Origin of the sequence: Baekduia soli (assembly GCF_007970665.1) — a bacterium.
GTDB classification, from domain to species: Bacteria; Actinomycetota; Thermoleophilia; order Solirubrobacterales; family Solirubrobacteraceae; genus Baekduia; species Baekduia soli.
The window spans coordinates 4,309,889-4,330,984 of the sequence record NZ_CP042430.1; the positions used below are offsets into that span (position 1 = coordinate 4,309,889).

The window sequence follows — 21,096 nt, forward strand, 5'->3', positions numbered from 1 at the left end:
ATCACCGTGAGGTCGCGGTCGATCCGGGCCAGCGGGCGCTCGGCGTCGTCGAGCTCGGCGCCCAAGGGCGGCGGCCCGTGCTCGTCGGGTCGACCTGGCCCTGGAACCAGATCGTCATCTGCGCCCCGGCGGCCAGGGCCGGGTAGCTGAGCACGACGCGATCGCCGCGCGGGGCCTCGGACGCGGGGTCGGGCGAGATCGAGCTGAGCTGGATCCCCTCGAACCAGCCGCGGTCCAGCACCAGGCGCGGGTGGGCGACCGCGCGGGTCGCGTGCAGCACCAGGCGGCCCTGGAAGAGCAGCCCGCCGCGCAGCACCCGCGGGGCCTGGACGGCGATGGACGCCGCGGACCCCTGGGCCGCCGACCGGCTTGCGCGCTGACCGAAGACGTCGGCCAGCGCCAGGACGGCGACGACCAGCAGCAGGGTCATCACGAGCCGCCGCGCCCACAGCCCGCGCGTCAGCGCCAGCGGCTCGTCGCCCTCGGCCAGCACGGTGAACAGGTCGGTCATGCCACCCGCGATGTTCGCCGCGGCAGGGCGCCCACCTCCAGCGGCTGTTTGCCTTGCCTCCCCCGCCGGTGAGGCTTGAGGGTGATGACCGTCGACGCCGGCGCGGCACGGCCGTCGACGGCACGAGACCTGCGGGCGCACGCAACGGGCGCCGACCGGGACGACATCCTGCTTCGACGGTTCGCCGAGACCCGTGATCCGGGGATCCGCGAGCACCTTCGTCGAGTGCTGCCTCCCGCTCGCGCGCCACGCCGCGGGCCGGTACGCCCGGGGCGGCGCCCAGGAGGAGCTCCAGCGCGAGCTCGGCCGCTCGCCCACGGTCGGCGAGCTCGCGGGGCGCTGCGGTATGGAGGACGAGGTCGTGCTCGAGGCGCGCGAGGCGATCGCCGACGACCCCGACGGCGGCCTGGAGGCCGTCCTGGGCGGCGACGACGGGGGCTTCGGCCCCGCCGAGGGCCGCGCGACGATCGCGGCGCTGACCCGGGTGCTGCCGCCGCGTGAGCGCGAGGTCGTGCGCCCGCGCTTCGAGCAGGATCTGACCCAGGCCGAGATCGGCGAGCTCGTCGGGCTGTCGCAGATGACATCTCGCGCGTGCTGCGCACGGCGGTCCAGAAGCAGCGGATCGTCGCCGGAACCGACGCATGGCGCTGTCGGCGTCCTGACATCCGGACTCCCCCACCGGAGGTCCAGGATGCCTTGGCCGGCGTGCGACGTCACCGGTAGCGTCGGCCCGCATGCGCCGACTCCGCCCCGTCGCGATCGCCCTGGCCCTCGCGGCCACCCTGGCCGCCGCCGGCGCCGCCCAGGCCGCCGATCCCGTCGTGATGGCCGCGGGGGACGTGGCCTGCGACAGCCCGGGGATCACGACGCCCGGCCCGTGCAGCCAGGCCTACACCGCGGGCCTGGCGGTCAGCCAGCTCCAGAGCGCCGGCGGGCTCGACGCGCTGTTGGCCATGGGCGACCTGCAGTACGACCGCGGGGACCTGTCGGACTTCCAGAGCTACTTCGGCACGACATGGGGCCAGCCGCTCCTGCGCCCCGTCCTGCGGCCCGTGCCCGGCAACCACGAGTACGAGACCTCCGGCGCCTCGGGGTACTTCGACTACTTCGCCTCGATCGAGGTCGCGGCCGGCACCCGCGGCCAGGGCTGGTACTCCTTCGACGTCGGGTCCTGGCACTTCATCGGGCTCAACACGAGCGACGGCTGCACCCCGGTGTCCTGCGCCGCGGGGTCCGCGCAGGAGACGTGGCTCAGGCAGGACCTGGCCACCACGTCGCAGCCGTGCATCGCGGCCTTCTGGCACCACCCGCTCGACACGGTCAACGGCAGGCTCCACGACGTCTGGCAGGACCTCTACGACGCGGGCGCCGATCTCGTCCTCGACGGCCACAACCACGGCTACACCGGGGCGGTCGCCCTGAACGCCGACGGGCAGGCCGACCCGGCCGGCCCCCGGCAGATCGTCGTCGGCACCGGCGGCAAGAGCAACGGGGTCTACGGCCTGCTCAAGCTCACCCTGCACGCCAACGGCGCCGACTGGCAGTTCGTGGGCAGCGGCACGTCCGACTCCGGCTCGCTCACCTGCCACGGCAGCGCGCCCCCGCCGCCGCCCGCACCGGCCGCGCACTTCACCGTCACCGCGAACGGGCTGTCGGCGGCCGTGGCCAACACGAGCACGGGCAGCGCGACGTCGTGGGACTGGGACTTCGGCGATGGCACCGCGCACGCCACGCAGCGCACGCCGCCCGCCCACGTCTACGCCCAGCCCGGCACGTACACGATCACGCTGACCGCCGGCAACGCGACCGGGTCGACCCAGGAGCAGCGCACGGTCACCGTCGTGCGTCCGCCGCTCGCGAGCTTCACCGCGTCGGTCCACGACCTCGACGTGACGTTCACCGACACGTCGACCTCGGCGCCGGTGACCTGGCGCTGGGACTTCGGCGACGGCGCGAGCGCCACGACCCAGAGCCCGTCGCACCGCTACGCGGCCGCGGGCACCTACACCGTCCGGCTCACCGCGGGCAACGCCGGCGGCAGCTCGATCAGGACCCAGGCGGTGACGGTGACGGCGCCCGTCGTCGTCATGCCGGGCGGCCCGCCGTCCGGCGGCCCCGACGTCGCGCCGCCACCGCTGGTGGCGCCCCCCGTGGCGCCGGTGGAGCCACCCGCGACGCCGCCGGCCGTCGACCAGCCCGTCCTCGCCCAGTCCACTGCCCCCGTCCCCGTCCCCGTCCTGACGGGGGCCCGCGCGCGGGCCGCGCTGCGCGCGGTGCTGACGCGGCGCCTGCGCGGCTGGCGGATCACCGGCCTGACATGCAGCGCGAAGGCCGGCTCACGCTCGGCGAGCTGCCGCTTCACCGCCCGGCGGCACGGGCGCATCATCCGCGCGACGGGGAGGCTGACGGCCTCGGCGGGCACGGGCGCGCTGCGCTACCGCCTGAGCCTGCGCCGCGGCACGTCGCGCCACCGCTCGCACTGGACCGGTCGGGCGACCGGCTGAGCGCCCGTGCGCCGGTGACGGATGCCCTGCGCGGGTACCCGTCGGGCATGGCCCAGACCGAGCGCCTGATCCCCGCCTCCCCGGATCGCCTCTTCGCGGTGCTCTCCGACCCCGCGTCCTACGCCCACTGGGTCGTCGGCTCGGACACGATCCGCGCCGCCGACCGCGGCTGGCCGGCCGTGGGCGCGAAGATCCACCACCGCGTCGGCTGGGGGCCGCTCAAGCTCGACGACACCACCGAGGTCCTCGCCGCCGACGCACCGCGCCACCTACGCCTGAAGGCCAGGGCCCGCCCCCTGGGCACCGCCCACGTCGACCTGCGCCTGGAGGCCCAGGGCGGCTCGACGCTCGTGACGATGACCGAGGACGCCGGCGACCCGCTGACGCGCCTGGCGTTCAACCCGCTGACCCATCACCTCGTGCACCGGCGCAACGTCGAGTCGTTGCGGCGGCTCGAGGAGCTCGCGCTGGGCCGGGGGCCCGCGACGCCGGACCCGCCGCGGTCAGACGGCGACTGAGCGCCGGGGCCACGCCACCGGCGTGCCGCCGCCCGGCCACGCCATGTCGCGCATGCCGCCCGGCGCGGCCGGGTATGGCCCGGGCGTGCCCGCCCCGCCACCTCCGCGCCGCCCATGACCGAGCACCGCCTCCCCGGCGGAGGCGTCGTCCACGCGTTCGCGCGCATCTACGTCGACGAGTCGACCGCGGCCGCCGCCGCCCAGCGCGCCGCCGAGGCGCTGGCCGAGGAGGGCGACGTGCGGATGTACCGCTTCGTGCGCCCGATCGGCCAGTACGTGCTCGCGGTGCTGGCGCCCACCGACGCCGAGCTGCAGCGCACGCGCCGCACCGTGGCCTGGGGCGGCGAGGACCATCCCCTCGGCGAGGTCGAGGTCGTCGCCCTCCGGCGGCGCTTCGACGAGGCGGCCGCGGATCGCGTGCGGACCCCGGACGGGCGCCCGATGTCCTCCTGACGGCGCGGCGCTGCAGTCCGAGGAGGCACGGCCGATACCGGGGCAGTGAGGAGCGAACGCCCGCTGCCGATTCCCGTGCCCGCGGTCCTTGCGCGCTGGTTCGCGCTCATGGTGGGCGTGGCGAGCGCGATGACCGGCGTGTCGCTGCTGGCCGACCTGACCCCCGACGCCCATCGGGGCGTCGAGCTCGTGCTCACGCTCTGCGGGGCGTTGACCGCCGCGGTCGTCGGCCGCTTCGGACGCCGGCGCCCGGCGGCCTGGTTCGTGTGGTTCGCCGTCCCCGCCGTCGTGGCGATGGTCTCGGCGGGCGTCTACCTCTCCGGCGACCCCGGCAACCCCGGCGCGAGCTTCTTCGTGGCGGGCGCCGTGTACTCCGCGTACTTCTTCCCCGTCCGCGTCGCCGCCGCGCACCTCGCGCTCGCCGGCCTGCTCCTCGGCGCGGCCCTGGTGGCCATCGCCTCCCCCGAGGCCGCGCTGGACCGCTGGATGTTCACGATGGGCATCGCCGTGCTGATCGGCTGGGTCATCAGCGTCCTGCGCGACCAGCTCCTGGACCGGGCGGCCACCGACCCGCTCACGGGCGTCCTCAACCGCGGCGCGTTCACCGAGCGCCTGGAGCACGAGCTGCGCCACGTGCGCGCCAAGGGCGCCTCGCTCGGGCTCATCTACGTCGACGTCGACGACTTCAAGCGCCTCAACGACACGGGCGGTCACTCGGCGGGCGACGCGGCGCTGCGCGAGGTCGCCGTGGTGCTCAACGTCGCGGCCCGCGGTGCCGGGCGCGTCGGGCGCATGGGAGGCGACGAGTTCGCGCTCGTGCTGCCCCATGCCGACCAGCGCGCGACCGAGCGCGCGGCCGCCGAGGTGCAGCGCCGGGTCCGGGAGTCGGGCGTCGGGTCGACGGTCAGCGTCGGGGTGGCCACGGCCCCGCTGCACGGCGACGGCGACGCGGCGCTCATGCTCGCCGCCGACGCCGCGCTCTACGCGGCCAAGCGCAGCGGCCGCGACCGCGTGGTCACCGCCGCGCCGCCGACCACCCTCGCGGCCTGAGGACGGTCACGCGCGGCGACTGGTCACGCCGAGGTGACCGCGTGGTGGACCGCCCACATGAGCGCCTGCGGCCGCGGGTCCACCGGCCGGTCGTCGCGCATCGCGCTCATGGCGTAGGAGATGCCCACGCGCTGCAGCGGCCAGGCGCAGTGCACCGAGCCGCCGGCGCCGGGGTGACCGAACGCCTCCGGCGGCGGGCCGAACACCCGCAGATCGGTCTGCAGCTGGAAGCCGACGCCGAAGGCCATCGGCTCGTTGAGCATGGGCTCCCAGCGGCGCGTGAGCTCGGTGCGCCCGCGCTGCAGCGACTCCTCGGAGAGCAGCCGCACGCCGTCGACCTCCCCGCCCCGGGCGAGGCACCCGTAGAGACGCGCGACCGAGCGCGCCGTCCCGATGCCGCCGGCGCCGGGGATCTCGGCGGCGTGCCAGTCGGGCCGGTTCCACGGCACCCACTTCATGGGGAACATCTGCGGGTTGTTCCACACGCGCCCGAGGAGCTCGTCGGACTGCATGGACTCGCCGTCCCACTGCGCGTAGCCGCCCCAGCTCGGGGTGTAGGCCATCGTCGCGACGTCGGGCTCGCGCTCCGGCGGCAGCCCGATGAACAGGTCCAGGCCGAGCGGTCCGGCGACCTCCTCGGCGAAGAAGCGGCCCACGCTGCGCCCGTCGGCGCGGCGGACGAGCTCACCGCACAGCCAGCCGTAGGTGAACGCGTGGTAGGCGTCGGCGGCGCGCGGGTCGGTCTCCTGCGGCTGGGCCGCCAGCCGCGCGGCGATCGCGCGGTCGTCGGTGATGTCGTCGTGGCGGACCTTCTCGCGGATGCCGGGGAGACGGCCGCGGTGCGACGCCAGCTCGGCCACGGTGACCGCGCCCTTGCCCTCGGCGGCGAACTCGGGCCAGTAGCGCGCGACCGGCGCCTCGAGGTCGATCACCCCGCGGTCGACGAGCATGAGCACGCACAACGCGGCCAGGCCCTTGGTGCCCGAGAAGATCACCGGCATGGTGGACGCGGTCCACGGCCGCCCGCTCTCGCGGTCGGCCAGGCCGCCCCACAGGTCCACCACCGGCACGCCGTCGAGGGTGACCGCGAACGCCGCGCCGACCTCGTCGAAGCGCTCGAAGTTCTGCGCGAAGGCGGTGCGCACGGCCTCGAAGCCGGGTGCCACCTCGCCGTCGATCATCGTGTCGCCCATCGTCGCCCTCCCGCCCGTCGTTGACACCACACGCGGCCAGGCGGGTGGTCACACCCCGCCAGCCTAGGGAACTCGGCGCCGCGCCGGGTGACACACCCGACGCCGGGTCACTATGGTGGGGCGCCACGTATCCGGTCACACCCACCCGAGGAGCACCATGGCCGTTCTCGAGGACGCCATCACGTCGATGAAGTCGCGCCTTGCCGAGATCGATCAGCAGATCGGACCGCTGGTCGCCGAGGCCGACCAGCTGCGCGACGCGATCGCGCGGCTCGGCGGCGCCGACGGCGCGTCGTCGTCCCCGCGCCGTTCCGCCCGGGCGGCGACCCCCGCCGCCCCGCGCCGCGCAACGGGCGGCAGCGCGCGCCGGCGGCGCACCGCCGCGGGGCGCGCGCCGCGCGGCGCCAACCGCGAGGCGATCCTGAAGGCCATCGCCGGCGAGCCCAAGACCGCCGGCCAGGTGGCGTCGGAGACCGGCATCGGCCGGGGCACCGTCGCCTCGACGCTCACCAAGCTCGTCAACGACGGCCGGGCCAAGAAGGCCCAGCGCGGCTACCAGGCGTCCTGAGCGGGCCACTCGCCGCCCCGCCCCGCCCGGCCTAGCGCCGCGGCGGGCTGGGCAGGTGCGAGCCCGCGGAGTAGCCGGCGTCGACCGGCAGGGTCACGCCGGTCACCCAGCGCGCGAGGTCACCGGCGAGGAACAGCACGGCGCTGCCGACGTCCCACGCGGTGCCCTCGGTCTGCATGAGCGAGCGCTTCCGGCGGATCTCGCGCATCTCGTCCGTCATGCCGCGCGAGCGCACCATCGGCGTGTACACCATCCCCGGCGCCACGCAGTTGACGCGGATGCCCTGGAGGCCGTGCTGCGCGGCCATCGTCCGGGTGAGCTGGGTGATGGCGCCCTTGGTGGTCGCGTACGTCACCGCGGGGTGACCCCCGAGCAGACCGGCCGCCGAGGACATGTTGACGATCGACCCACCGCCGGCCTCGATCATGTAGGGGATGACGAACCGCGCCATCAACATCATCGACTTGACGTTGATCCGCATGGCGTCGTCCCAGCGGTCGGGATCCACGTCGACGGCGGTGCCGGGCGGCCCGGCGATGCCCACGTTGTTGACCAGGACGGCGGGGGGACCGAGCTGGCGGGCGATGTCGGTCACCACGCGCCGGCAGTCCTCCTCGGTCCCGACGTCGCCGTGGTGGACCTCGGCCACGCCGCCCTCGCCGACGATGAGGTCATGGGCCCTGCGGGCGGCGACCTCGTCGATGTCGACGAGCGCGATGCGGGCGCCGGCGCGGGCGAGCATGATCGCCGCGGCGCTGCCGTTGCCCACCCCCTCGGGGTGCGCGCCGCCGCCGGTGACGATGGCGACCTTGCCGGTCAGCCCGAAGTCGATCTCCTGCATGCGCGCAGACGCTAGTCGTCGGCGGCGCGGCGCGTCGCGCGGATCGCCCCCGCCCTGCGCGGGACCGGGGCGCTCAGGTCCGGTTCACCTCAGCGGGCCCGGCGGTCGGCCGTGAACGCCGACGGGCTGCCGAACGAGCCGTAGGCCGTGAAGCCGCCGTCGACGGGCAGCGCGATGCCCGTGATGTAGGCCGCCAGGTCGCTGAGCAGGAACGCGCACGCGTCGCCGATGTGCTCCGGCTCGCCGGCGCTGCCCGACGGGATGACGTCGCTCAGCGCCGCCACCCACGCCTCGTCCTCGAAGTAGGGCTCGGTCAGCGGCGTGCGGATGAGGCCCGGGCACACGGCGTTGACCCGCACGCCCCGCCCGCCGAGGTCGCGGGCCAGGCCCCGGGTCAGGCCGAGCAGCCCGGCCTTGCTCGCGTTGTAGGCCACGCGCCGGTCGACGGCGACCAGGCCGGCGGCCGACGAGATGTTGACGATCGACCCCGAGCCCTGGGCGACCATCGCGCGCCCGGCGTGCTGGGCGCAGTAGAAGGCGCCGCTGAGGTTGACGTCCATCACGTGGTGCCAGTCCTCCGGGGTCACCTCCAGCGGGTCGCCGGTGATGCGGATGCCCGCGCAGCTGACCAGGCCGTCGAGACGCCCGAACGCCTCGAGGACCGCCGTGAAGGCGCGCCGCACCGCGGCGGGATCGGCGACGTCGGCCTCCAGCGCCAGGTGCGGGCCTCCGTCGGCGGGCGCCAGCGCCTCCACGACCGCGCGCGCGTCGTCGGCGCGGCGGTCGAGCACCGCCACCCGGGCGCCCTCGCGGACGAGCACCCGTGCGGTGGCCGCGCCGATCCCGCTCGCGCCGCCCGTCACGACGCAGGTCCTGCCAGCGAGCAACATGATGGTCCTCCTCGGTCGCGGTGTGCGCATGCGGCGCGCGGGTGCGCCACCGCACGGCGGAGCCTAGGCGGGCGGCCGCCGGGCGTGTAGAAGTCGCGGCACATCCACCGGCGGGAGGACAAGGTCGTGCGAAGACTGCAGAGCCAGGGCGTCCATCACGTGACGCTCGTCGGGGCGGACCGCCAGACATCCATCGACTTCTGGCAGGGCGTGCTGGGCATGCCGTTCGTCTTCGAGCAGCCCAACCTCGACAACGCGGCCGAGAGCCACCTGTACTTCGACCCGGGCGACGGCCGCCTGATCACCGTGTTCACCGACGAGGACCGCGTGGCCGATCCGGGCCGCACGCCGACCGACCCGGGGTGCGTGCACCACCTCGCGTTCGCGCTGTCGCAGGCGACGTTCGCCCAGGCCGTCGGGCGCCTCGACGAGCGCGGCATCCGCCACAGCGGCGTCAAGGACCGCGGCTTCATGGACTCCATCTACTTCGAGGACCCTCTGGGCCTGCTCATCGAGCTGGCGTCCTACCGGTTCGAGCCGCCCGCGGGCCGGACGCACGCCGCCGTCCTGCGCCGGGCCCACGAGCTGCGGGTCGCGGCCGGCGCCGAGGCCATCGGGACGGTCCACCTCGCCGACGCGATCGAGGCGCTCGTGGCCGAGGGCGCCGGCTAGGGCGCGTCCAGCAGGTCCAGGAGCGCGGACGCGACCTGCTCGGGCCCCTCCTCGGCCTGGCGGTGGCCCGCGTCGTGCCAGGTCGCATGGCGTGCGCGGGTGCCCGTGCAGCCGGCCGGACGCAGCGCAGCAGGCCGCGGTGGGCCTCGTCGACGAGCGGGACCCGGCGCCGCCGAGCCCGAGGCCGACCAGCTCGGAGACCGGCGGCCAGGCGATCTCCGGGGCGCTCACCGGCCCGGGCGCCGGTGGACCGGCAGGCGCAGCGTGCGCTGGGGCAGCCGAGCGTCGGCCCAGCCGGCGGTGCCGTCGAACGTCGCGGTCACCCGCAGCCTGGCGCGTCCGCGGGGGATGCGCACCGTCAGGCGCTGCCGCGAGGCGGAGGTCGTGCGCGTGACCCGGCGCACGCCCGAGCCGGACACCTGGAGCGTCAGGTGCCCGCGGCCGGCCGCCGTGCGGACGAGCAGGAGGTGGAAGGTCCGCGTCCCGCGCCGGCGCGCCGAGAGGCGCAGGCGGGCGCGGCATCCTGCCGAGAGCACCGTCTCGCCCGGCCCGTCGACGACCCGTGCCTGCCCCGCGCAGCCGGTCCCCGCCAGGTCCGCCGGTGCGACCCGGTTCGACGCCGGCCCCGGCGCCGCCCGCGGGACGGCCAGCTCGCGGCGCACGACGTCCAGCGCCGGGCGGGGCGTGCCGTCGGCGCCGACCAGCCCGGTGTCCCACCACGAGCCGGGCGCCGACGGCACGGGCCCGTACCAGTTGTAGAGGTACATCCGCGTGATCCGCGGCGACATCCGCGCCAGGACGAACGCGTGCGCTGTCGAGCGCGCGGCGCGGGCGAGGTCGACGTCCAGGAACGGCCAGAACCGCACGATGCCGCCGGTCTCGGTGACCCACAGCTCGCCGGGCACGGCGCTCAGCAGCGCCGCGGTCGTGCTCTGCAGCGGGTCGGTGAGGTCGGTCGCGTCGCCGTAGTCGTGGATGCCCCACAGCCGTGGATCGGTGCCGAGGTGCGCACGGTAGGCGCGCAGCCAGTCCAGCGCGCCGGGAATGTCGAGCACGTCGCCGGCGACCAGGCGCGCGTCCGGCAGGACGCGGCGCGCCTCGTCGTAGTAGGCCGCCGCGAGGGCCGGGTCGTCCCACGTCGGCTGTGACACGTGGTTGGGCTCGTTCCACGGCGTCACGATCCCGACCTGCGGATAGCGCCCGTGGAACGCCGCCAGCGCCGCCCCGTAGGCGGCGACCGACGGCGCGGTCCCGGGGTGGCGCGAGTGCTCGAACGCGACGGACGGCTCGAGCCCGTGGGCCGCGGCGGCCGCCATCCAGGCGTCGACCGCGTCGCGCTCCCAGCCGCCGCGCACGACCGCGTCGTAGGGCACGACGAGCCGCGCCGCGTGCAGGCCCAGCGCCAGGAACCGGGGATCGGCGAAGGCGGCTGGGTTGGCCTCGCCGATGCCGACGACGGGCTCGGCGCGCGCCGGGCGGGCGGCCACGGCGGCGAGCGCGAGGGCGAGGGCGACGACCGCCGTCACGCCGATCGGCGCCGGGCACCGGCGCGGCGTCCTGCCGCGGCTGCCACGCGATGGGCGTCCCTGCGTCACGGCCATGCCGCGGCCTCCTCGGGTCGACAGACGACGGGCCGACGCTAGGGCATCGACGCGAGGGCGGCCCGGGGACCGGTACGACGGGCGACCTCGACGCCGCCCCAGGCCGGTCTCAGCCGGCGTCGCAGGCCCGGCGCGGGGCCGAGCACGACGTCGCCGGCCTCAGCCCGGCGCCAGGATGCCCGCCAGCACGTCGAGCGCGCGACGGCGGTGGGCGTCGAGCTCGGCGACCAGGGCGTCGACGTCGCGGGCGCGGATGGCGGCCAGGATGCGGTCGTGCGCGTCGACGGCGGCGTGGCGCTCCTCGGGCGAGTTGTAGTACATCGCCCGGTAGGCCTCCGTCGAGTCCCACAGCAGGCGGATGAGCCGCATGGCATGGGGATGGCCGGGCGCCTCGAGGATCGCGAAGTGGAAGCGTCGGTTGGCCTCCAGCTCGCCGGCCACGTCCCCCGCCTCGGCGGCGTCGACGCAGTCGCGGGCCGCGAGCACGATCCGGTCCAGCGCGTCGTCGTCGAGCGTTGGCAGCGCCGCCCGGGCCGCCCGGTCCTCGAGGACCTGGCGCAGCGCGTAGATCTCCTCGAGGTCGTCGATGCGCAGCTCCGTGACGAAGTAGCCGCGCCGCGGCCGGTAGGTGACCTGACCCTCCTGCTCGAGCACCCGCAGCGCCTCGCGCACGGGGGCGATGCTCACCCCGAGGCGCTCGGCCACGTCCTCCTGGCGCACGCGCTGCCCGGGGCGCAGCTCGCCCGCGACGATCGCCCGCCGCAGCGCGTCGAGCGCGTGCTGCGGGGTCGTCCCGGGCCCGGTGGGCCGGGCGCCGACCGGGCCGGCGGCCATCAGCGGAAGGCCGGGATGCCGGTCAGCGCGCCGCCGACCACCAGCGCGTGGACGTCGGCCGTGCCCTCGTAGGTCACCACGGACTCCAGGTTGTTCATGTGACGGATGACGGGGTACTCGAGCGTGACGCCGTTGGCGCCGAGGACCTGGCGCGCGGTGCGCGCGACCTCCAGCGCCGCGTTGACGTTGGCCAGCTTGCCCATCGAGACGTGCTCGTTGCGCAGGGTGCCCGCGTCCTTCATCCGGCCCAGGTGCATCGCCAGCAGGATCCCGCGGTTGACCTCGGTGGCCATGAACGCCAGCTTCTGCTGCTGGATCTGGGTCGCCGCGATCGGCCGGCCGAAGACGATGCGCTCCTTGCTGTACTCCAGCGCCGACTCGAAGCAGGCCCGGGCGGCGCCCATCGCGCCGAAGACGATGCCGAAGCGTGCCTCGTTCAGGCACGACAGCGGACCGCGCAGCGACGTGGCCTCCGGGAGCATCGCCTCGGCGGGCAGGCGCACGTCGTCGAGCAGCAGCTCGGAGGTGATCGACGCCCGCAGCGAGAGCTTCTTGTGGATGTCCTGGGTCGTGAAGCCCTTGGTGCCGCGCGGCACCAGGAACCCGCGGATCCCCTCGTCGGTGGCCGCCCAGACCACCGCGACGTCGGCGCGCGAGCCGCTGGTGATCCACATCTTCTGGCCGTGCAGGATCCAGTCCGTGCCGTCGCGCCGCGCGCGGGTGCGCATCGCGCCGGGGTCCGAGCCCGCGTCGGGCTCGGTCAGCCCGAAGCAGCCCAGCGCCTCGCCCGCCGCCATCCGCGGCAGCCACTGCTGCTTCTGCTCCTCGCTGCCCCAGCGCCAGATGGCGTACATCGCCAGCGAGCCCTGCACGGAGACCAGGCTGCGCAGCCCGCTGTCGCCGGCCTCCAGCTCCAGGCACGCGAGGCCATAGGCCGTCGCGCTGGCCCCCGCGCACCCGTAGCCGTCCAGGTGCATGCCCAGCACGCCCAGCCGCCCCAGCTCACCGAGCAGCTCGGCGGGGACCGTCGCATCCTCGAACCACTCCCCCACGTTGGGGACCACGCGGTCGCGCACGAAGGCCCGGACCGCGTCGCGGATGTCGCGCTCCTCGTCGCTCAGCAGCGCATCGGTCGACAGGAAGTCGTGCGGGCGGATCTCTGGCGGGGCGCTCGTGGCGGACATGCGGGCTCCTTGACCCTAGAGTTTCGAAGATCTAGGATTCATTGAACCACATGCCCTCGGCACTCGACAACGTCCGGGTGGTCGACTTCTCGCGGGTGCTCGCCGGGCCGTTCGCCACCATGCTGCTCGCCGACCTCGGCGCCTCCGTCGTCAAGATCGAGCGCGGCGGCCCGGGCGCGGCGGGCGACGACACCCGCACCTGGGGCCCGCCCTACGACGACGCGGGCGAGGCGACCTACTACCTGTCGGTCAACCGCAACAAGGACAGCGTCGTCCTGGACTTCGCCGACCGCGCCGACCTCGAGCGAGCACGGGCGCTGGCGGCGGGCGCCGACGTCGTCGTCGAGAACTTCCGCCCCGGCGTCATGGACCGCCTCGGCCTCGGCTACGAGGCGCTGTCGGCCGCCGACCCGTCGCTCGTCTACTGCTCCATCACCGGGTTCGGCCGCCGCGCGGGCGCCGACCTGCCCGGCTATGACCTGCTCATCCAGGCGCTCGGCGGGCTCATGTCGATCACGGGCCCGGCCGGCGGCGAGCCGCAGAAGGTCGGGGTTGCGCTCGTCGACGTGCTCGCCGGGCTGTTCGCGACCGTCGGCATCCTCGCCGCCCTGCGCCACCGCACCGCGACGGGCGAGGGCCAGCGCGTCGAGGTCGACCTGCTCTCCTCGCTGCTGGCCGCGCTGGTCAACCAGGGCTCGGCGTTCACCGCGGGCGGCGTCGTGCCGACCCGCATGGGCAACCAGCACCCCAGCGTCGCGCCCTACGAGCCGCTGCCCTGCGCCGAGGGCGAGCTCGTCCTGGCCGTGGGCAACGACCGGCAGTTCGCGGCGCTGTGCGAGGTCCTCGGCGTCCCGGCGCTGGCCGCGGACCCGCGCTACGCCACCAACACCGCGCGCGTCGAACACCGCGAGACGCTGCGCGCCACCCTCGTCGAGCGCCTGGCCGCGCGCCCTGCCCCAGACTGGGCGCAGGCCCTGACGGCGGTGCGCGTGCCCGCCGGCGTGGTCAATGACGTCGGCGCGGCGTTCGCGCTGGCCGCGCGGCTCGGGCTGGAGCCCATCGTGCCGCTTCCCCGCCCCGACGGCAGCACCGTCGGCCTGACGCGCAACCCCATCGGCCTCTCGGCCACCCCGCCGACCTACCGCTCGGCCCCGCCGCCCTACGCGGCGCATCCTGAGCCCTCCCGCGCCTAGCCCCCACCCCGACAGGAGCCCCATGCTCGACACCGCCCCATCGCCCTCGCTGGACGACGGGACCACCCTGTTCATCGGCGGCGCCTGGCGATCGGCCGCCGCGACCTACGAGCGGTTCGACCCGGCCGACCTGGACCGCGGCACGGGCACCTTCGCCGCGGCGGGCGCCGGCGACGTCCGGGCCGCCTACGACGCCGCGGAGACCGCCGGCCCGGGCTGGGCCGCCACGCCGGCGCCCGTGCGCGGGGAGGTCCTGCGCCGCGCCGCCGACCTGCTCGAGGCCCGCGTCGACGAGGCCTGGCGGCGCCTGACCGCCGACATGGGCAAGACGGCGCGCGATGCCCGGGGCGAGGTCCTGCGCAGCGTGGCGATCCTGCGCTACTTCGCCGGCGAGCTGTCACAACCCTCCGGCGAGACCTATCCGAGCGCCGACCCCGCGACGCTGCTGATGACCGTCGAGGAGCCGCTGGGGATCGTCTGCGCGATCACCCCGTGGAACTTCCCCTCCGCGATCCCGACGTGGAAGCTGGCGCCCGCCCTCGGCTTCGGCAACACCGTGGTCTTCAAGCCCGCCGAGGCCGCGTCGGGCAGCGCCGTCCTGCTGACCGCCGTCCTGCAGGAGGCCGGGCTGCCCGACGGCGTGCTCAACCTCGTCACCGGCCACGGCCGCGACCTTTCGGGCGCGCTGACCGGCGACCCGCGGCTGGCCGCCCTGACGTTCACGGGCTCGGGCCCGGTGGGCGCCGGCCTGCGCGCGGCCGTGGCCGACCGCAACGTCAAGGTCCAGCTCGAGCTCGGCGGCAAGAACCCCGCGATCGTGCTGGCCGACGCCGACCTGCCCGACGCCGCGGCCCAGGTCATGCGCGGCGCGATGATCGCCACGGGTCAGCGCTGCACGGCCACGAGCCGCGTCTACGTCGAGCGCACCGCCGCCGCCGAGTTCCGCGAGCTGCTGGCCGGGCAGGTGCGGGCGCTCGTCGTCGGCGACCCCTACGACGAGGCCACCGACGTCGGACCGCTGGCCTCGGCCCAGCAGCTGGCCACCGTGCGCTCCTACCTGGACCTGGCCCGCGACGAGCACGCCGAGGTGCTCGCCACCGGCACGGCGGCGCAAGCCGCGTGCTTCGTCGCGCCCACCGTGCTGACCGGCGTGGACCCCGACAGCCGCCTCATGCGCGAGGAGATCTTCGGACCGGTCCTCGTCCTGCAGGAGGTCGAGGACTTCGATGCGGCGCTGGCCGCCGCCAACGACACCGAGTTCGGGCTGTCCTCGGCGGTCTTCACCCGCGACCTCGGGCGCGCCATGGCCTTCGTGCGCGGCACGCGCTCGGGCATCGTGCACGTCAACCGCGAGACGACCGGCGGCGAGCCCCACGTGCCCTTCGGCGGCGTCAAGGGCTCGAGCAGCATGAGCCGCGAGCAGGGCAAGGCCGCCCGTCACTTCTTCACGACGAGCAAGACGGTGTACCTGCGGGCGACCTGAGCGCCCGGGCCCACGGTCGGAGACCGTGGACGACTACCGATGACGCCCGGCGACCCTCGGCCTAGCGTCGGGCTATGCACCGCACCCGTCTCGCCGTCGGCCTCGGCGCCGCTGCCGCGCTGGTCCTGCGCCCGCGGCTGCGCACCTGGGGCGCCACCGTCGACGACCGCACGCGGATCCTGCCCGGCGACGGGCTGATCGACGGCGAGCGCGGCATCGCCACGATGGCGACGACGATCGACGCACCGCCCGAGGCGATCTGGCCCTGGCTGGCGCAGATGGGGCACGACCGCGCCGGGTGGTACTCCTGGGACCGGCTGGACAACGGCGGCCGGCCCAGCGCCGACCACCTCGAGCCGGCCTGGGGCCACGTCGCCGCCGGCGACCGCCTCATCGCGGTCCCGGGCACCATGTGGTTCGAGGTCGCGCACGCCGAGCCCGGCCGCTCGCTGGTCCTGTGCGCGCGCCTGGACCTCAGGGGCCGCTCGCTACGGCCGTCGGCGCCGCGGCCGCGGCGCTTCATCGACTCGCGCTGGGAGTTCTTCCTGGAGCCCCTGCCCGGCGGCCGCACACGCGTGCTCGTCCGCAGCGGAGCGGTCGGTGCGCCGCGCGCCGTGACCGAGGTCCTCGACCTGCTCTTCTGGCATCCCGCCCACGTGATCATGCAGGTGCGCCAGCTGCAGAACCTGCGCCGGCGCGCCCAGGGCACCCAGGCCCCGGCGGTCGGCGGGGCGCCACGGCCGGCGCGGGCGCCGCGGGCTGATGGCCGCCGTTCGGCGGACTACGGATCGTCACGGCGGTGATCGGCGGATGCCCGCCACCGGGCCCGGGCCGTACGTTCGGGATCCACCGCCCCAAGGAGATCACCGAGATGTACGAGCACGTCATCGCAGGGTTCGACGGCCACGACGGCGGGCGTGACGCCATCGTCCTGGCGGCCGCGCTGAAGCCCGGCCGGATCACGATCGTCTCGGCCTACGGCCCCGCGACGTCGATGAGCCCGCTGGCCACGAACGCATTCTGGGAGGCCCTGCACGACGAGGCCACCAAGAACCTCGAGGCCGCCCGCGCCGCGATCGGCGTGGACGCCGAGCTGCTCGCGGTCTCCGACACGTCCCCCGCCCGGGCGCTGCACGAGAGCGCCGAGAGCGCGGGCGCCGACCTCATCGTGCTCGGCAGCGCCCACCACGGGCGCCTCGGGCGCATGGTGCTCGGCGACGTCGGGCGCTCCGTCGTCCACGGCGCCCCGTGCCCCGTCGCGATCGCGCCGCGGCGCTTCCGCGACACCTCCTGGACCCCCGGGCGCATCGCCGTCGGCTACGACGGCGGCCCGGAGGCCGGCCAGGCGCTGGAGGCCGCCACCGGCCTGGCGCGCAGCCTGGGTGCCGAGCTGCTCATCGTCACCGCCTGGACCCCGACGACCATGGCCGCGACCTACGCCGCGCTGCCCGGGGTCACCGAGATCGCCGCCGAGGACGAGGCCAACGCCCAGAAGATCCTCGACGAGGCCGTGGCCGGCGCCGGCGTCCCCGCCGAGGGCCGCCTGGTGGCCGGGGCGCCCGGACCCGCGCTGGCGAAGGCCGCCGATGAGGTCGACCTCGTCGTCGTCGGCTCCCGCGGCTGGGGCAGCGCCCGGCGCGTGCTCAGCGGCAGCACCTCGGACTACCTCGTCCACCACGCCACCACCCCGGTGGTCGTGATCCCGCGCCCGGCCGCCGCCGAGGAGGCGACGACCGCGCCCACCGGCCCCAGGGCCGGTGCCGTGACGCCGTGATCCGGCCGGCGCGCCGCGGCCGGTCCGGGAACGCTCGTCCCCGGACCGCGGCTGCGGCCGGCGCGCTAGGCGGTCAGCTGCGCGCGCCGGCGGCGGATCTCGCCACCGAGCGCCGTCAGGGCCTCGGGCGTCTGCTGCGCGCGGACGGCGCGGCGCCCGAGCTCGACGCGGACCTCCTCGCCGGCGCGGTCCAGCGAGGCCTCGAACCCGTCGACCTGCTCACCGGCCAGGGACCTCGCGTCGGCCGCGATGCTCCGCAGGCGTGCGACCGCACGGTCCAGGCCGGCGCGCACCTCGCCGGTCGCACCCTCGCGGGCGCGGTCGAGGTCGGCGAGCGCGTCGTGCAGATCATCGGTCCATGTCCGCTCCGGCGCCTTCTTGGTGGTCTTGATGGCCGTGGTCGCCATGTCCTGCTCCTCTCGTGGATGGTCGGGGGAGCCTCGAGTCTCGTGGCCCCCGTCCCCGCTGCCATCCGCATCCGCGCGCTGTCGCACCCCGTACTTCCCACGGAGAGCACCCCATGAGCTCGAGCCGCACCATGCCCGCCGCCGACACGGCCTGGCTGCGCATGGACCGTCCGACCAACCACATGGTCATCACGTCGGTCATGACCTTCGACGAGCCGGTGGACCTCGACCGCTTCCGCGCCCTGATGCAGGAGCGCATCGTCGACCCGTTCCCGCCGTTCCGGAGGATCGTGACCGCCCCGGGGCCGCTGTCGGCGCCGCGCTGGGCCGACGACCCGGACTTCGACATCGACCTGCACCTGCACCGCATCGCACTGCCCGCGCCGGGCGACCGGGGCGCGCTGGAGGCGCTGGTCGGCGACCTGATGGCGCGCGGGATGGAGCGCGAGCGCCCGCTGTGGGACGTGCACCTCGTCGAGGGCCTCGGCGACGGCTGCGCGCTGGTCGTGCGCATGCACCACTGCATCGCCGACGGCATCGCCCTGGCCCAGGTCCTGCTGACGATGACCGACGCCGCCGAGCCCGACCCGTCGGCCGTCGAGCGGCCCGCGCGGCCGGGCCGCCGGCTGCCGCTGGGCCCGCTCGCCGGCCCGGTGGGCGCGCTGGCGGGCCTCGGGCGCGACGCGGCCTCGGCCCTCCTGCACGAGTCGATGCGGACCGTCGTGCACCCGGCGCGCCTGCTCGAGCTCGGGCGCGAGGCCCGCGACGACGCGACCGCGCTGCTGACGCTGCTCACCGTCCCCTCGGAGCACGAGACGCTGCTCAAGGGCGAGCACGGCGTGGCCCAGCGCGTGGCCTGGACGCCGCCGCTGCCGCTCGCCGACGTCAAGGCGATCGCGCACGCCACGCAGACGACGGTCAACGACGTGCTGCTGGCGGCGCTGAGCGGCGGCCTGGCGCGTTACCTGGCCGACCGCGGCGAGACCGAGGACGAGCTGTGCGTCATGGTGCCGTTCAACCTGCGCCCGCCGGGCCGCCCGCTGCCCGCCAACCTCGGCAACCGCTTCGGCCTCATCCTGCTCGCGCTGCCGCTCGGCGACCGCCCGCCGGGCGCGCGCCTGGCCGAGGTGCACGCCCGCATGCGGGCGATCAAGGACTCCCGGCAGCCCGCCATGTCCTACGCCATCCTCGGCGTCATGGGCCGCACGCCGGCGCGGGTGCAGGCCTGGGTCATGGACCTGTTCTCGGCCAAGAGCACGGCGGTGGTGACCAACGTCCCGGGGCCGCGCGAGCCCGTGCGGCTGGCCGGCGTGCCGGTGCGCGAGGTGCTCGTGTGGGCGCCGTGCGCGGGCAGCATCGGGATGAGCGTGTCCATCTTCAGCTACTGCGACCACGTCACCGTGGGCGTGATGACGCACGCGAGCCTCGTGCCCGACCCCGAGCTGCTGGCCGACGCGGTCACGGCCGAGCTCGGGGCCCTGGGGCGGGCGACCGCTCAGCCCTCGTCGTAGAGGCCGGCGAACACGTCGGCGTAGCGTTCGTAGATGACGTTGCGCCGGACCTTCAGCGTCGGGGTCAGCTCGCCCGCCGCCTGGGTCAGCTCGTGGTCGAGGATCACGAAGCGCTTGATCTGCTCGATGCGCGCGAACTGCGCGTTGACGGCGTCGACCTCGGCGGCGACGATCTCGTGCACCCGCCGGTCGGCGGCCATGGTCGCCAGGTCGGGCGCCACGCCGGCCCGGTGTGCCAGCGCCGCCACCTCGTCGGGGTCGAGCGTGAGCATCGCCACGACGTAGGGCCGGTTGTCGCCGAACACGACGGCCTGGGAGATCCAGCGACCCTCGCACAGCGCGGACTCGAGGTTCGTCGGCGAGATGTTCTTGCCCGACGAGGTGATGATGAGGTCCTTCTTGCGGCCGGTGACGCGGACGAAGCCGTCGGCGTCGATCTCGCCGAGGTCGCCGGAGCGCAGGCGCCCGTCGTCGGTGAAGACCTCGCCGGTGGCCGCCTCGTCGCGGTGGTAGCCGGCGAACACGTGCGGACCCTTCATGAGGATCTCGCCGTCCTCCAGCAGGGTGACCTCGGTCCCCGGTAGCGGGCGACCCACGGTGCCGAAGCGCGTGGCGCCGATCGTGTTCAGCGTGCCCGCCGCCGTGGTCTCGGTCATCCCGTAGCCCTCGAGCACCCGCAGGCCGCAGGCGTCGAAGAACTCCAGGACCTCGACCGCGATCGGGGCCGCGCCGGTCAGCGCCAGCTGCAGCCGGCCACCGAACAGGTCGCGCACGCGGGAGAGCACGAGCCGGTCGGCCACCTTGTGCTGGGCGGCGAGGATCAGCCCGAGCGAGCGGCCCGTGCGCCGGCGCCGGGCGACCTCGCGTCCGGTCCCGACCGCCCAGCCGAACAGCAGACGCCTCACGGGGTCGCCGTCCTGGGCGGCGGCCAGCGCCTTGGCGTGGATCTTCTCGAACACGCGCGGGACCGACGGCAGGTGCGTCGGCCGGCTGTCGGCCACGTCCTCGAGCACCAGCCGCGCGTCGCCGCGCCAGAAGGCCAGCGTGGCGCCGATGTCCAGCGCGACGAGCTGGGCCATGCGCGCCAGCGAGTGCGCGAGCGGCAGGAACATGAAGATGACGACGTCGTCGCCGAAGTCGATCTGCTCCTCGTACATCCGGACCGTCGCGATGCAGTTGCGATGGGTGGTGCGGCAGCCCTTCGGCGGCCCGGTCGTGCCCGAGGTGTAGACGATCGTGGCCACGTCGTCGGGCCCGACCGCGGCGACGGCCGCCTCGACGGCCCCCGGGTCGACGTCGGCGCCCAGCTCGCGCAGGCCGGCCAGCGACAGCTCGCCGGCGTCGTCGAACGTGACGACGTGCTCGAGCTCGGGCAGGCGGTCGCGCACCTCGGCGATCTTGGCCAGCTGCGTGGCGTCCTCGCACAGCAGCACGTGCGCGCCGGAGTGCTCCAGCACGTAGCGGCACTCCTCGGCCGAGTTGGTGGGGTAGATCGGCACGACGGTCGCACCGGCGCAGTGGCCGCCGCAGTCGGCCATCGTCCACTCGGCGCGGGTGCTCGACAGGATCGCGACCGGGTCGCCGGGCCGCACGCCCAGCGCGATGAGGCCGCGCGCGATCCCGCGGGCCGTCTCGCCGAGCTCGGCGAACGACACGTCCGACCACCCGTCCGCCGTGCGCCGGCGCAGCGCCGCGCCGTGATGGCGCGCCGTCGCCGACAGCACCATCGCGCCGACGGTGGCGACGTCGGCGTCGGCGTCGCGCGCGGTGCTCGAGGCGGTCGTGGTGCGGGCTGCGGACATGGACAGGCTCCCCTTCGTGGTCAGGCGTCTGTCGATGGTCTCCCCTGCCGCGCGGACGGCCATCCGTAAGACGCCGCACCCCGCGGCGTGGGCGGCACGGATGGAAG

At 75.4% G+C, this 21,096-nt stretch carries 20 protein-coding genes and 1 pseudogene; 12 read left to right on the plus strand and 9 right to left on the minus strand.

The window, feature by feature from the left end; translation table 11 throughout:
* Nucleotide 1: 1 nt before the first annotated feature.
* Nucleotides 2-511, minus strand: a complete 510-nt coding sequence (locus FSW04_RS20900) for a hypothetical protein (protein WP_146922151.1) — start codon at nt 509-511, stop codon at nt 2-4.
* Nucleotides 512-857: 346 nt separating this feature from the next.
* Between FSW04_RS20900 and FSW04_RS28730 the strand changes: the two are divergent.
* From FSW04_RS28730 to FSW04_RS20925, 5 genes and pseudogenes are all read left to right on the plus strand, one after another.
* Nucleotides 858-1,049, plus strand: a pseudogene (locus FSW04_RS28730) (hypothetical protein); the annotation flags it as partial.
* A 196-nt stretch (nt 1,050-1,245) separates the two neighbouring features.
* Nucleotides 1,246-3,015, plus strand: coding sequence for a PKD domain-containing protein (locus FSW04_RS20910; RefSeq protein ID WP_146922152.1), 1,770 nt, complete (start codon nt 1,246-1,248; stop codon nt 3,013-3,015).
* 14 nt (nt 3,016-3,029) lie between these two features.
* Nucleotides 3,030-3,533: an SRPBCC family protein gene (locus FSW04_RS20915; RefSeq protein ID WP_228430620.1), complete on the plus strand. Its 504-nt coding sequence runs from the start codon at nt 3,030-3,032 to the stop codon at nt 3,531-3,533.
* 114 nt (nt 3,534-3,647) lie between these two features.
* Nucleotides 3,648-3,986 carry a hypothetical protein gene (locus FSW04_RS20920; RefSeq protein WP_146922153.1) on the plus strand — a complete coding sequence of 113 codons (339 nt, stop codon included), beginning with the start codon at nt 3,648-3,650 and terminating at the stop codon, nt 3,984-3,986.
* 75 nt (nt 3,987-4,061) lie between these two features.
* A complete protein-coding gene (locus tag FSW04_RS20925; RefSeq protein ID WP_187368966.1) occupies nt 4,062-5,036 on the plus strand; it encodes a GGDEF domain-containing protein in 975 nt (324 codons plus the stop codon).
* A gap of 23 nt (nt 5,037-5,059) precedes the next feature.
* Here the strand turns inward: FSW04_RS20925 and FSW04_RS20930 are convergent, their stop codons facing one another.
* A complete protein-coding gene (locus tag FSW04_RS20930) occupies nt 5,060-6,229 on the minus strand; it encodes a serine hydrolase domain-containing protein (protein ID WP_228430621.1) in 1,170 nt (389 codons plus the stop codon).
* Nucleotides 6,230-6,386: 157 nt separating this feature from the next.
* Here FSW04_RS20930 and FSW04_RS20935 point away from each other — a divergent pair, with 157 nt between their 5' ends.
* Nucleotides 6,387-6,797: a helix-turn-helix domain-containing protein gene (locus FSW04_RS20935; RefSeq protein ID WP_146922155.1), complete on the plus strand. Its 411-nt coding sequence runs from the start codon at nt 6,387-6,389 to the stop codon at nt 6,795-6,797.
* Between the two features lie 31 nt (nt 6,798-6,828).
* Here FSW04_RS20935 and FSW04_RS20940 read toward each other — a convergent pair whose 3' ends face one another.
* The gene (locus FSW04_RS20940; RefSeq protein ID WP_146922156.1) at nt 6,829-7,638 is read right to left on the minus strand and encodes an SDR family NAD(P)-dependent oxidoreductase; all 810 of its coding nucleotides are present in this window, start codon (nt 7,636-7,638) and stop codon (nt 6,829-6,831) included.
* Nucleotides 7,639-7,727: 89 nt separating this feature from the next.
* Complete coding sequence (locus FSW04_RS20945; RefSeq protein ID WP_187368967.1) at nt 7,728-8,528, minus strand: SDR family NAD(P)-dependent oxidoreductase; 801 nt, start codon at nt 8,526-8,528, stop codon at nt 7,728-7,730.
* A gap of 126 nt (nt 8,529-8,654) precedes the next feature.
* On the opposite strand from FSW04_RS20945, the gene FSW04_RS20950 reads away from it, so the two are divergent.
* Nucleotides 8,655-9,200 carry a VOC family protein gene (locus tag FSW04_RS20950; RefSeq protein ID WP_146922158.1) on the plus strand — a complete coding sequence of 182 codons (546 nt, stop codon included), beginning with the start codon at nt 8,655-8,657 and terminating at the stop codon, nt 9,198-9,200.
* A gap of 227 nt (nt 9,201-9,427) precedes the next feature.
* Here the strand turns inward: FSW04_RS20950 and FSW04_RS20955 are convergent, their stop codons facing one another.
* The 3 genes from FSW04_RS20955 to FSW04_RS20965 form a co-directional block, all read right to left on the minus strand.
* Nucleotides 9,428-10,801, minus strand: a complete 1,374-nt coding sequence (locus FSW04_RS20955) for a hypothetical protein (RefSeq protein WP_146922159.1) — start codon at nt 10,799-10,801, stop codon at nt 9,428-9,430.
* 159 nt (nt 10,802-10,960) lie between these two features.
* Nucleotides 10,961-11,635, minus strand: a complete 675-nt coding sequence (locus tag FSW04_RS20960; RefSeq protein ID WP_146922160.1) for a GntR family transcriptional regulator — start codon at nt 11,633-11,635, stop codon at nt 10,961-10,963.
* Nucleotides 11,635-12,819, minus strand: a complete 1,185-nt coding sequence (locus tag FSW04_RS20965; RefSeq protein ID WP_146922161.1) for an acyl-CoA dehydrogenase family protein — start codon at nt 12,817-12,819, stop codon at nt 11,635-11,637. The genes FSW04_RS20960 and FSW04_RS20965 overlap by 1 nt, the downstream gene beginning before the upstream one ends.
* Before the next feature lie 50 nt (nt 12,820-12,869).
* Between FSW04_RS20965 and FSW04_RS20970 the strand changes: the two genes are divergently transcribed.
* The 4 genes from FSW04_RS20970 to FSW04_RS20985 all read left to right on the plus strand — a co-directional run bounded on the left by FSW04_RS20970 (nt 12,870) and on the right by FSW04_RS20985 (nt 17,269).
* The gene (locus tag FSW04_RS20970; RefSeq protein WP_146922162.1) at nt 12,870-14,012 is read left to right on the plus strand and encodes a CaiB/BaiF CoA transferase family protein; all 1,143 of its coding nucleotides are present in this window, start codon (nt 12,870-12,872) and stop codon (nt 14,010-14,012) included.
* A gap of 22 nt (nt 14,013-14,034) precedes the next feature.
* Nucleotides 14,035-15,495, plus strand: coding sequence for an aldehyde dehydrogenase family protein (locus tag FSW04_RS20975; RefSeq protein ID WP_146922163.1), 1,461 nt, complete (start codon nt 14,035-14,037; stop codon nt 15,493-15,495).
* A gap of 74 nt (nt 15,496-15,569) precedes the next feature.
* Nucleotides 15,570-16,298 carry a hypothetical protein gene (locus tag FSW04_RS20980; protein WP_187368968.1) on the plus strand — a complete coding sequence of 243 codons (729 nt, stop codon included), beginning with the start codon at nt 15,570-15,572 and terminating at the stop codon, nt 16,296-16,298.
* The gene (locus FSW04_RS20985; protein ID WP_146922164.1) at nt 16,295-17,269 is read left to right on the plus strand and encodes a universal stress protein; all 975 of its coding nucleotides are present in this window, start codon (nt 16,295-16,297) and stop codon (nt 17,267-17,269) included. The genes FSW04_RS20980 and FSW04_RS20985 overlap by 4 nt, the downstream gene beginning before the upstream one ends.
* A gap of 65 nt (nt 17,270-17,334) precedes the next feature.
* Here FSW04_RS20985 and FSW04_RS20990 read toward each other — a convergent pair whose 3' ends face one another.
* A complete protein-coding gene (locus FSW04_RS20990) occupies nt 17,335-17,676 on the minus strand; it encodes a hypothetical protein (protein ID WP_146922165.1) in 342 nt (113 codons plus the stop codon).
* Between the two features lie 113 nt (nt 17,677-17,789).
* On the opposite strand from FSW04_RS20990, the gene FSW04_RS20995 reads away from it, so the two are divergent.
* Nucleotides 17,790-19,187 (plus strand): wax ester/triacylglycerol synthase family O-acyltransferase, encoded by a 1,398-nt coding sequence (locus tag FSW04_RS20995; RefSeq protein ID WP_146922166.1) that lies wholly within the window; start codon nt 17,790-17,792, stop codon nt 19,185-19,187.
* On the opposite strand, the gene FSW04_RS21000 is transcribed toward FSW04_RS20995, so the two are convergent.
* Nucleotides 19,172-20,989 (minus strand): AMP-dependent synthetase/ligase, encoded by a 1,818-nt coding sequence (locus FSW04_RS21000; protein ID WP_187368969.1) that lies wholly within the window; start codon nt 20,987-20,989, stop codon nt 19,172-19,174. The two genes, FSW04_RS20995 and FSW04_RS21000, sit on opposite strands and share 16 nt — an antisense overlap.
* Between the last annotated feature and the right edge of the window lie 107 nt (nt 20,990-21,096).

Excerpts from the sequence above, each read along its gene's own strand:
- FSW04_RS20970 (WP_146922162.1), top strand. The coding sequence starts at position 12,870 with ATGCCCTCGGCACTCGACAACGTCCGGGTGGTCGACTTCTCGCGGGTG.
- FSW04_RS20930 (WP_228430621.1), bottom strand. The coding sequence starts at position 6,229 with ATGGGCGACACGATGATCGACGGCGAGGTGGCACCCGGCTTCGAGGCC.
- FSW04_RS20940 (WP_146922156.1), bottom strand. The coding sequence starts at position 7,638 with ATGCAGGAGATCGACTTCGGGCTGACCGGCAAGGTCGCCATCGTCACC.
- FSW04_RS20945 (WP_187368967.1), bottom strand. The coding sequence starts at position 8,528 with ATGTTGCTCGCTGGCAGGACCTGCGTCGTGACGGGCGGCGCGAGCGGG.
- FSW04_RS20975 (WP_146922163.1), top strand. The coding sequence starts at position 14,035 with ATGCTCGACACCGCCCCATCGCCCTCGCTGGACGACGGGACCACCCTG.
- FSW04_RS20960 (WP_146922160.1), bottom strand. The coding sequence starts at position 11,635 with ATGGCCGCCGGCCCGGTCGGCGCCCGGCCCACCGGGCCCGGGACGACC.
- FSW04_RS20980 (WP_187368968.1), top strand. The coding sequence starts at position 15,570 with ATGCACCGCACCCGTCTCGCCGTCGGCCTCGGCGCCGCTGCCGCGCTG.
- FSW04_RS20900 (WP_146922151.1), bottom strand. The coding sequence starts at position 511 with ATGACCGACCTGTTCACCGTGCTGGCCGAGGGCGACGAGCCGCTGGCG.
- FSW04_RS20955 (WP_146922159.1), bottom strand. The coding sequence starts at position 10,801 with ATGGCCGTGACGCAGGGACGCCCATCGCGTGGCAGCCGCGGCAGGACG.
- FSW04_RS20995 (WP_146922166.1), top strand. The coding sequence starts at position 17,790 with ATGAGCTCGAGCCGCACCATGCCCGCCGCCGACACGGCCTGGCTGCGC.
- FSW04_RS20910 (WP_146922152.1), top strand. The coding sequence starts at position 1,246 with ATGCGCCGACTCCGCCCCGTCGCGATCGCCCTGGCCCTCGCGGCCACC.
- FSW04_RS20920 (WP_146922153.1), top strand. The coding sequence starts at position 3,648 with ATGACCGAGCACCGCCTCCCCGGCGGAGGCGTCGTCCACGCGTTCGCG.
- FSW04_RS20935 (WP_146922155.1), top strand. The coding sequence starts at position 6,387 with ATGGCCGTTCTCGAGGACGCCATCACGTCGATGAAGTCGCGCCTTGCC.
- FSW04_RS20990 (WP_146922165.1), bottom strand. The coding sequence starts at position 17,676 with ATGGCGACCACGGCCATCAAGACCACCAAGAAGGCGCCGGAGCGGACA.
- FSW04_RS21000 (WP_187368969.1), bottom strand. The coding sequence starts at position 20,989 with ATGTCCGCAGCCCGCACCACGACCGCCTCGAGCACCGCGCGCGACGCC.
- FSW04_RS20965 (WP_146922161.1), bottom strand. The coding sequence starts at position 12,819 with ATGTCCGCCACGAGCGCCCCGCCAGAGATCCGCCCGCACGACTTCCTG.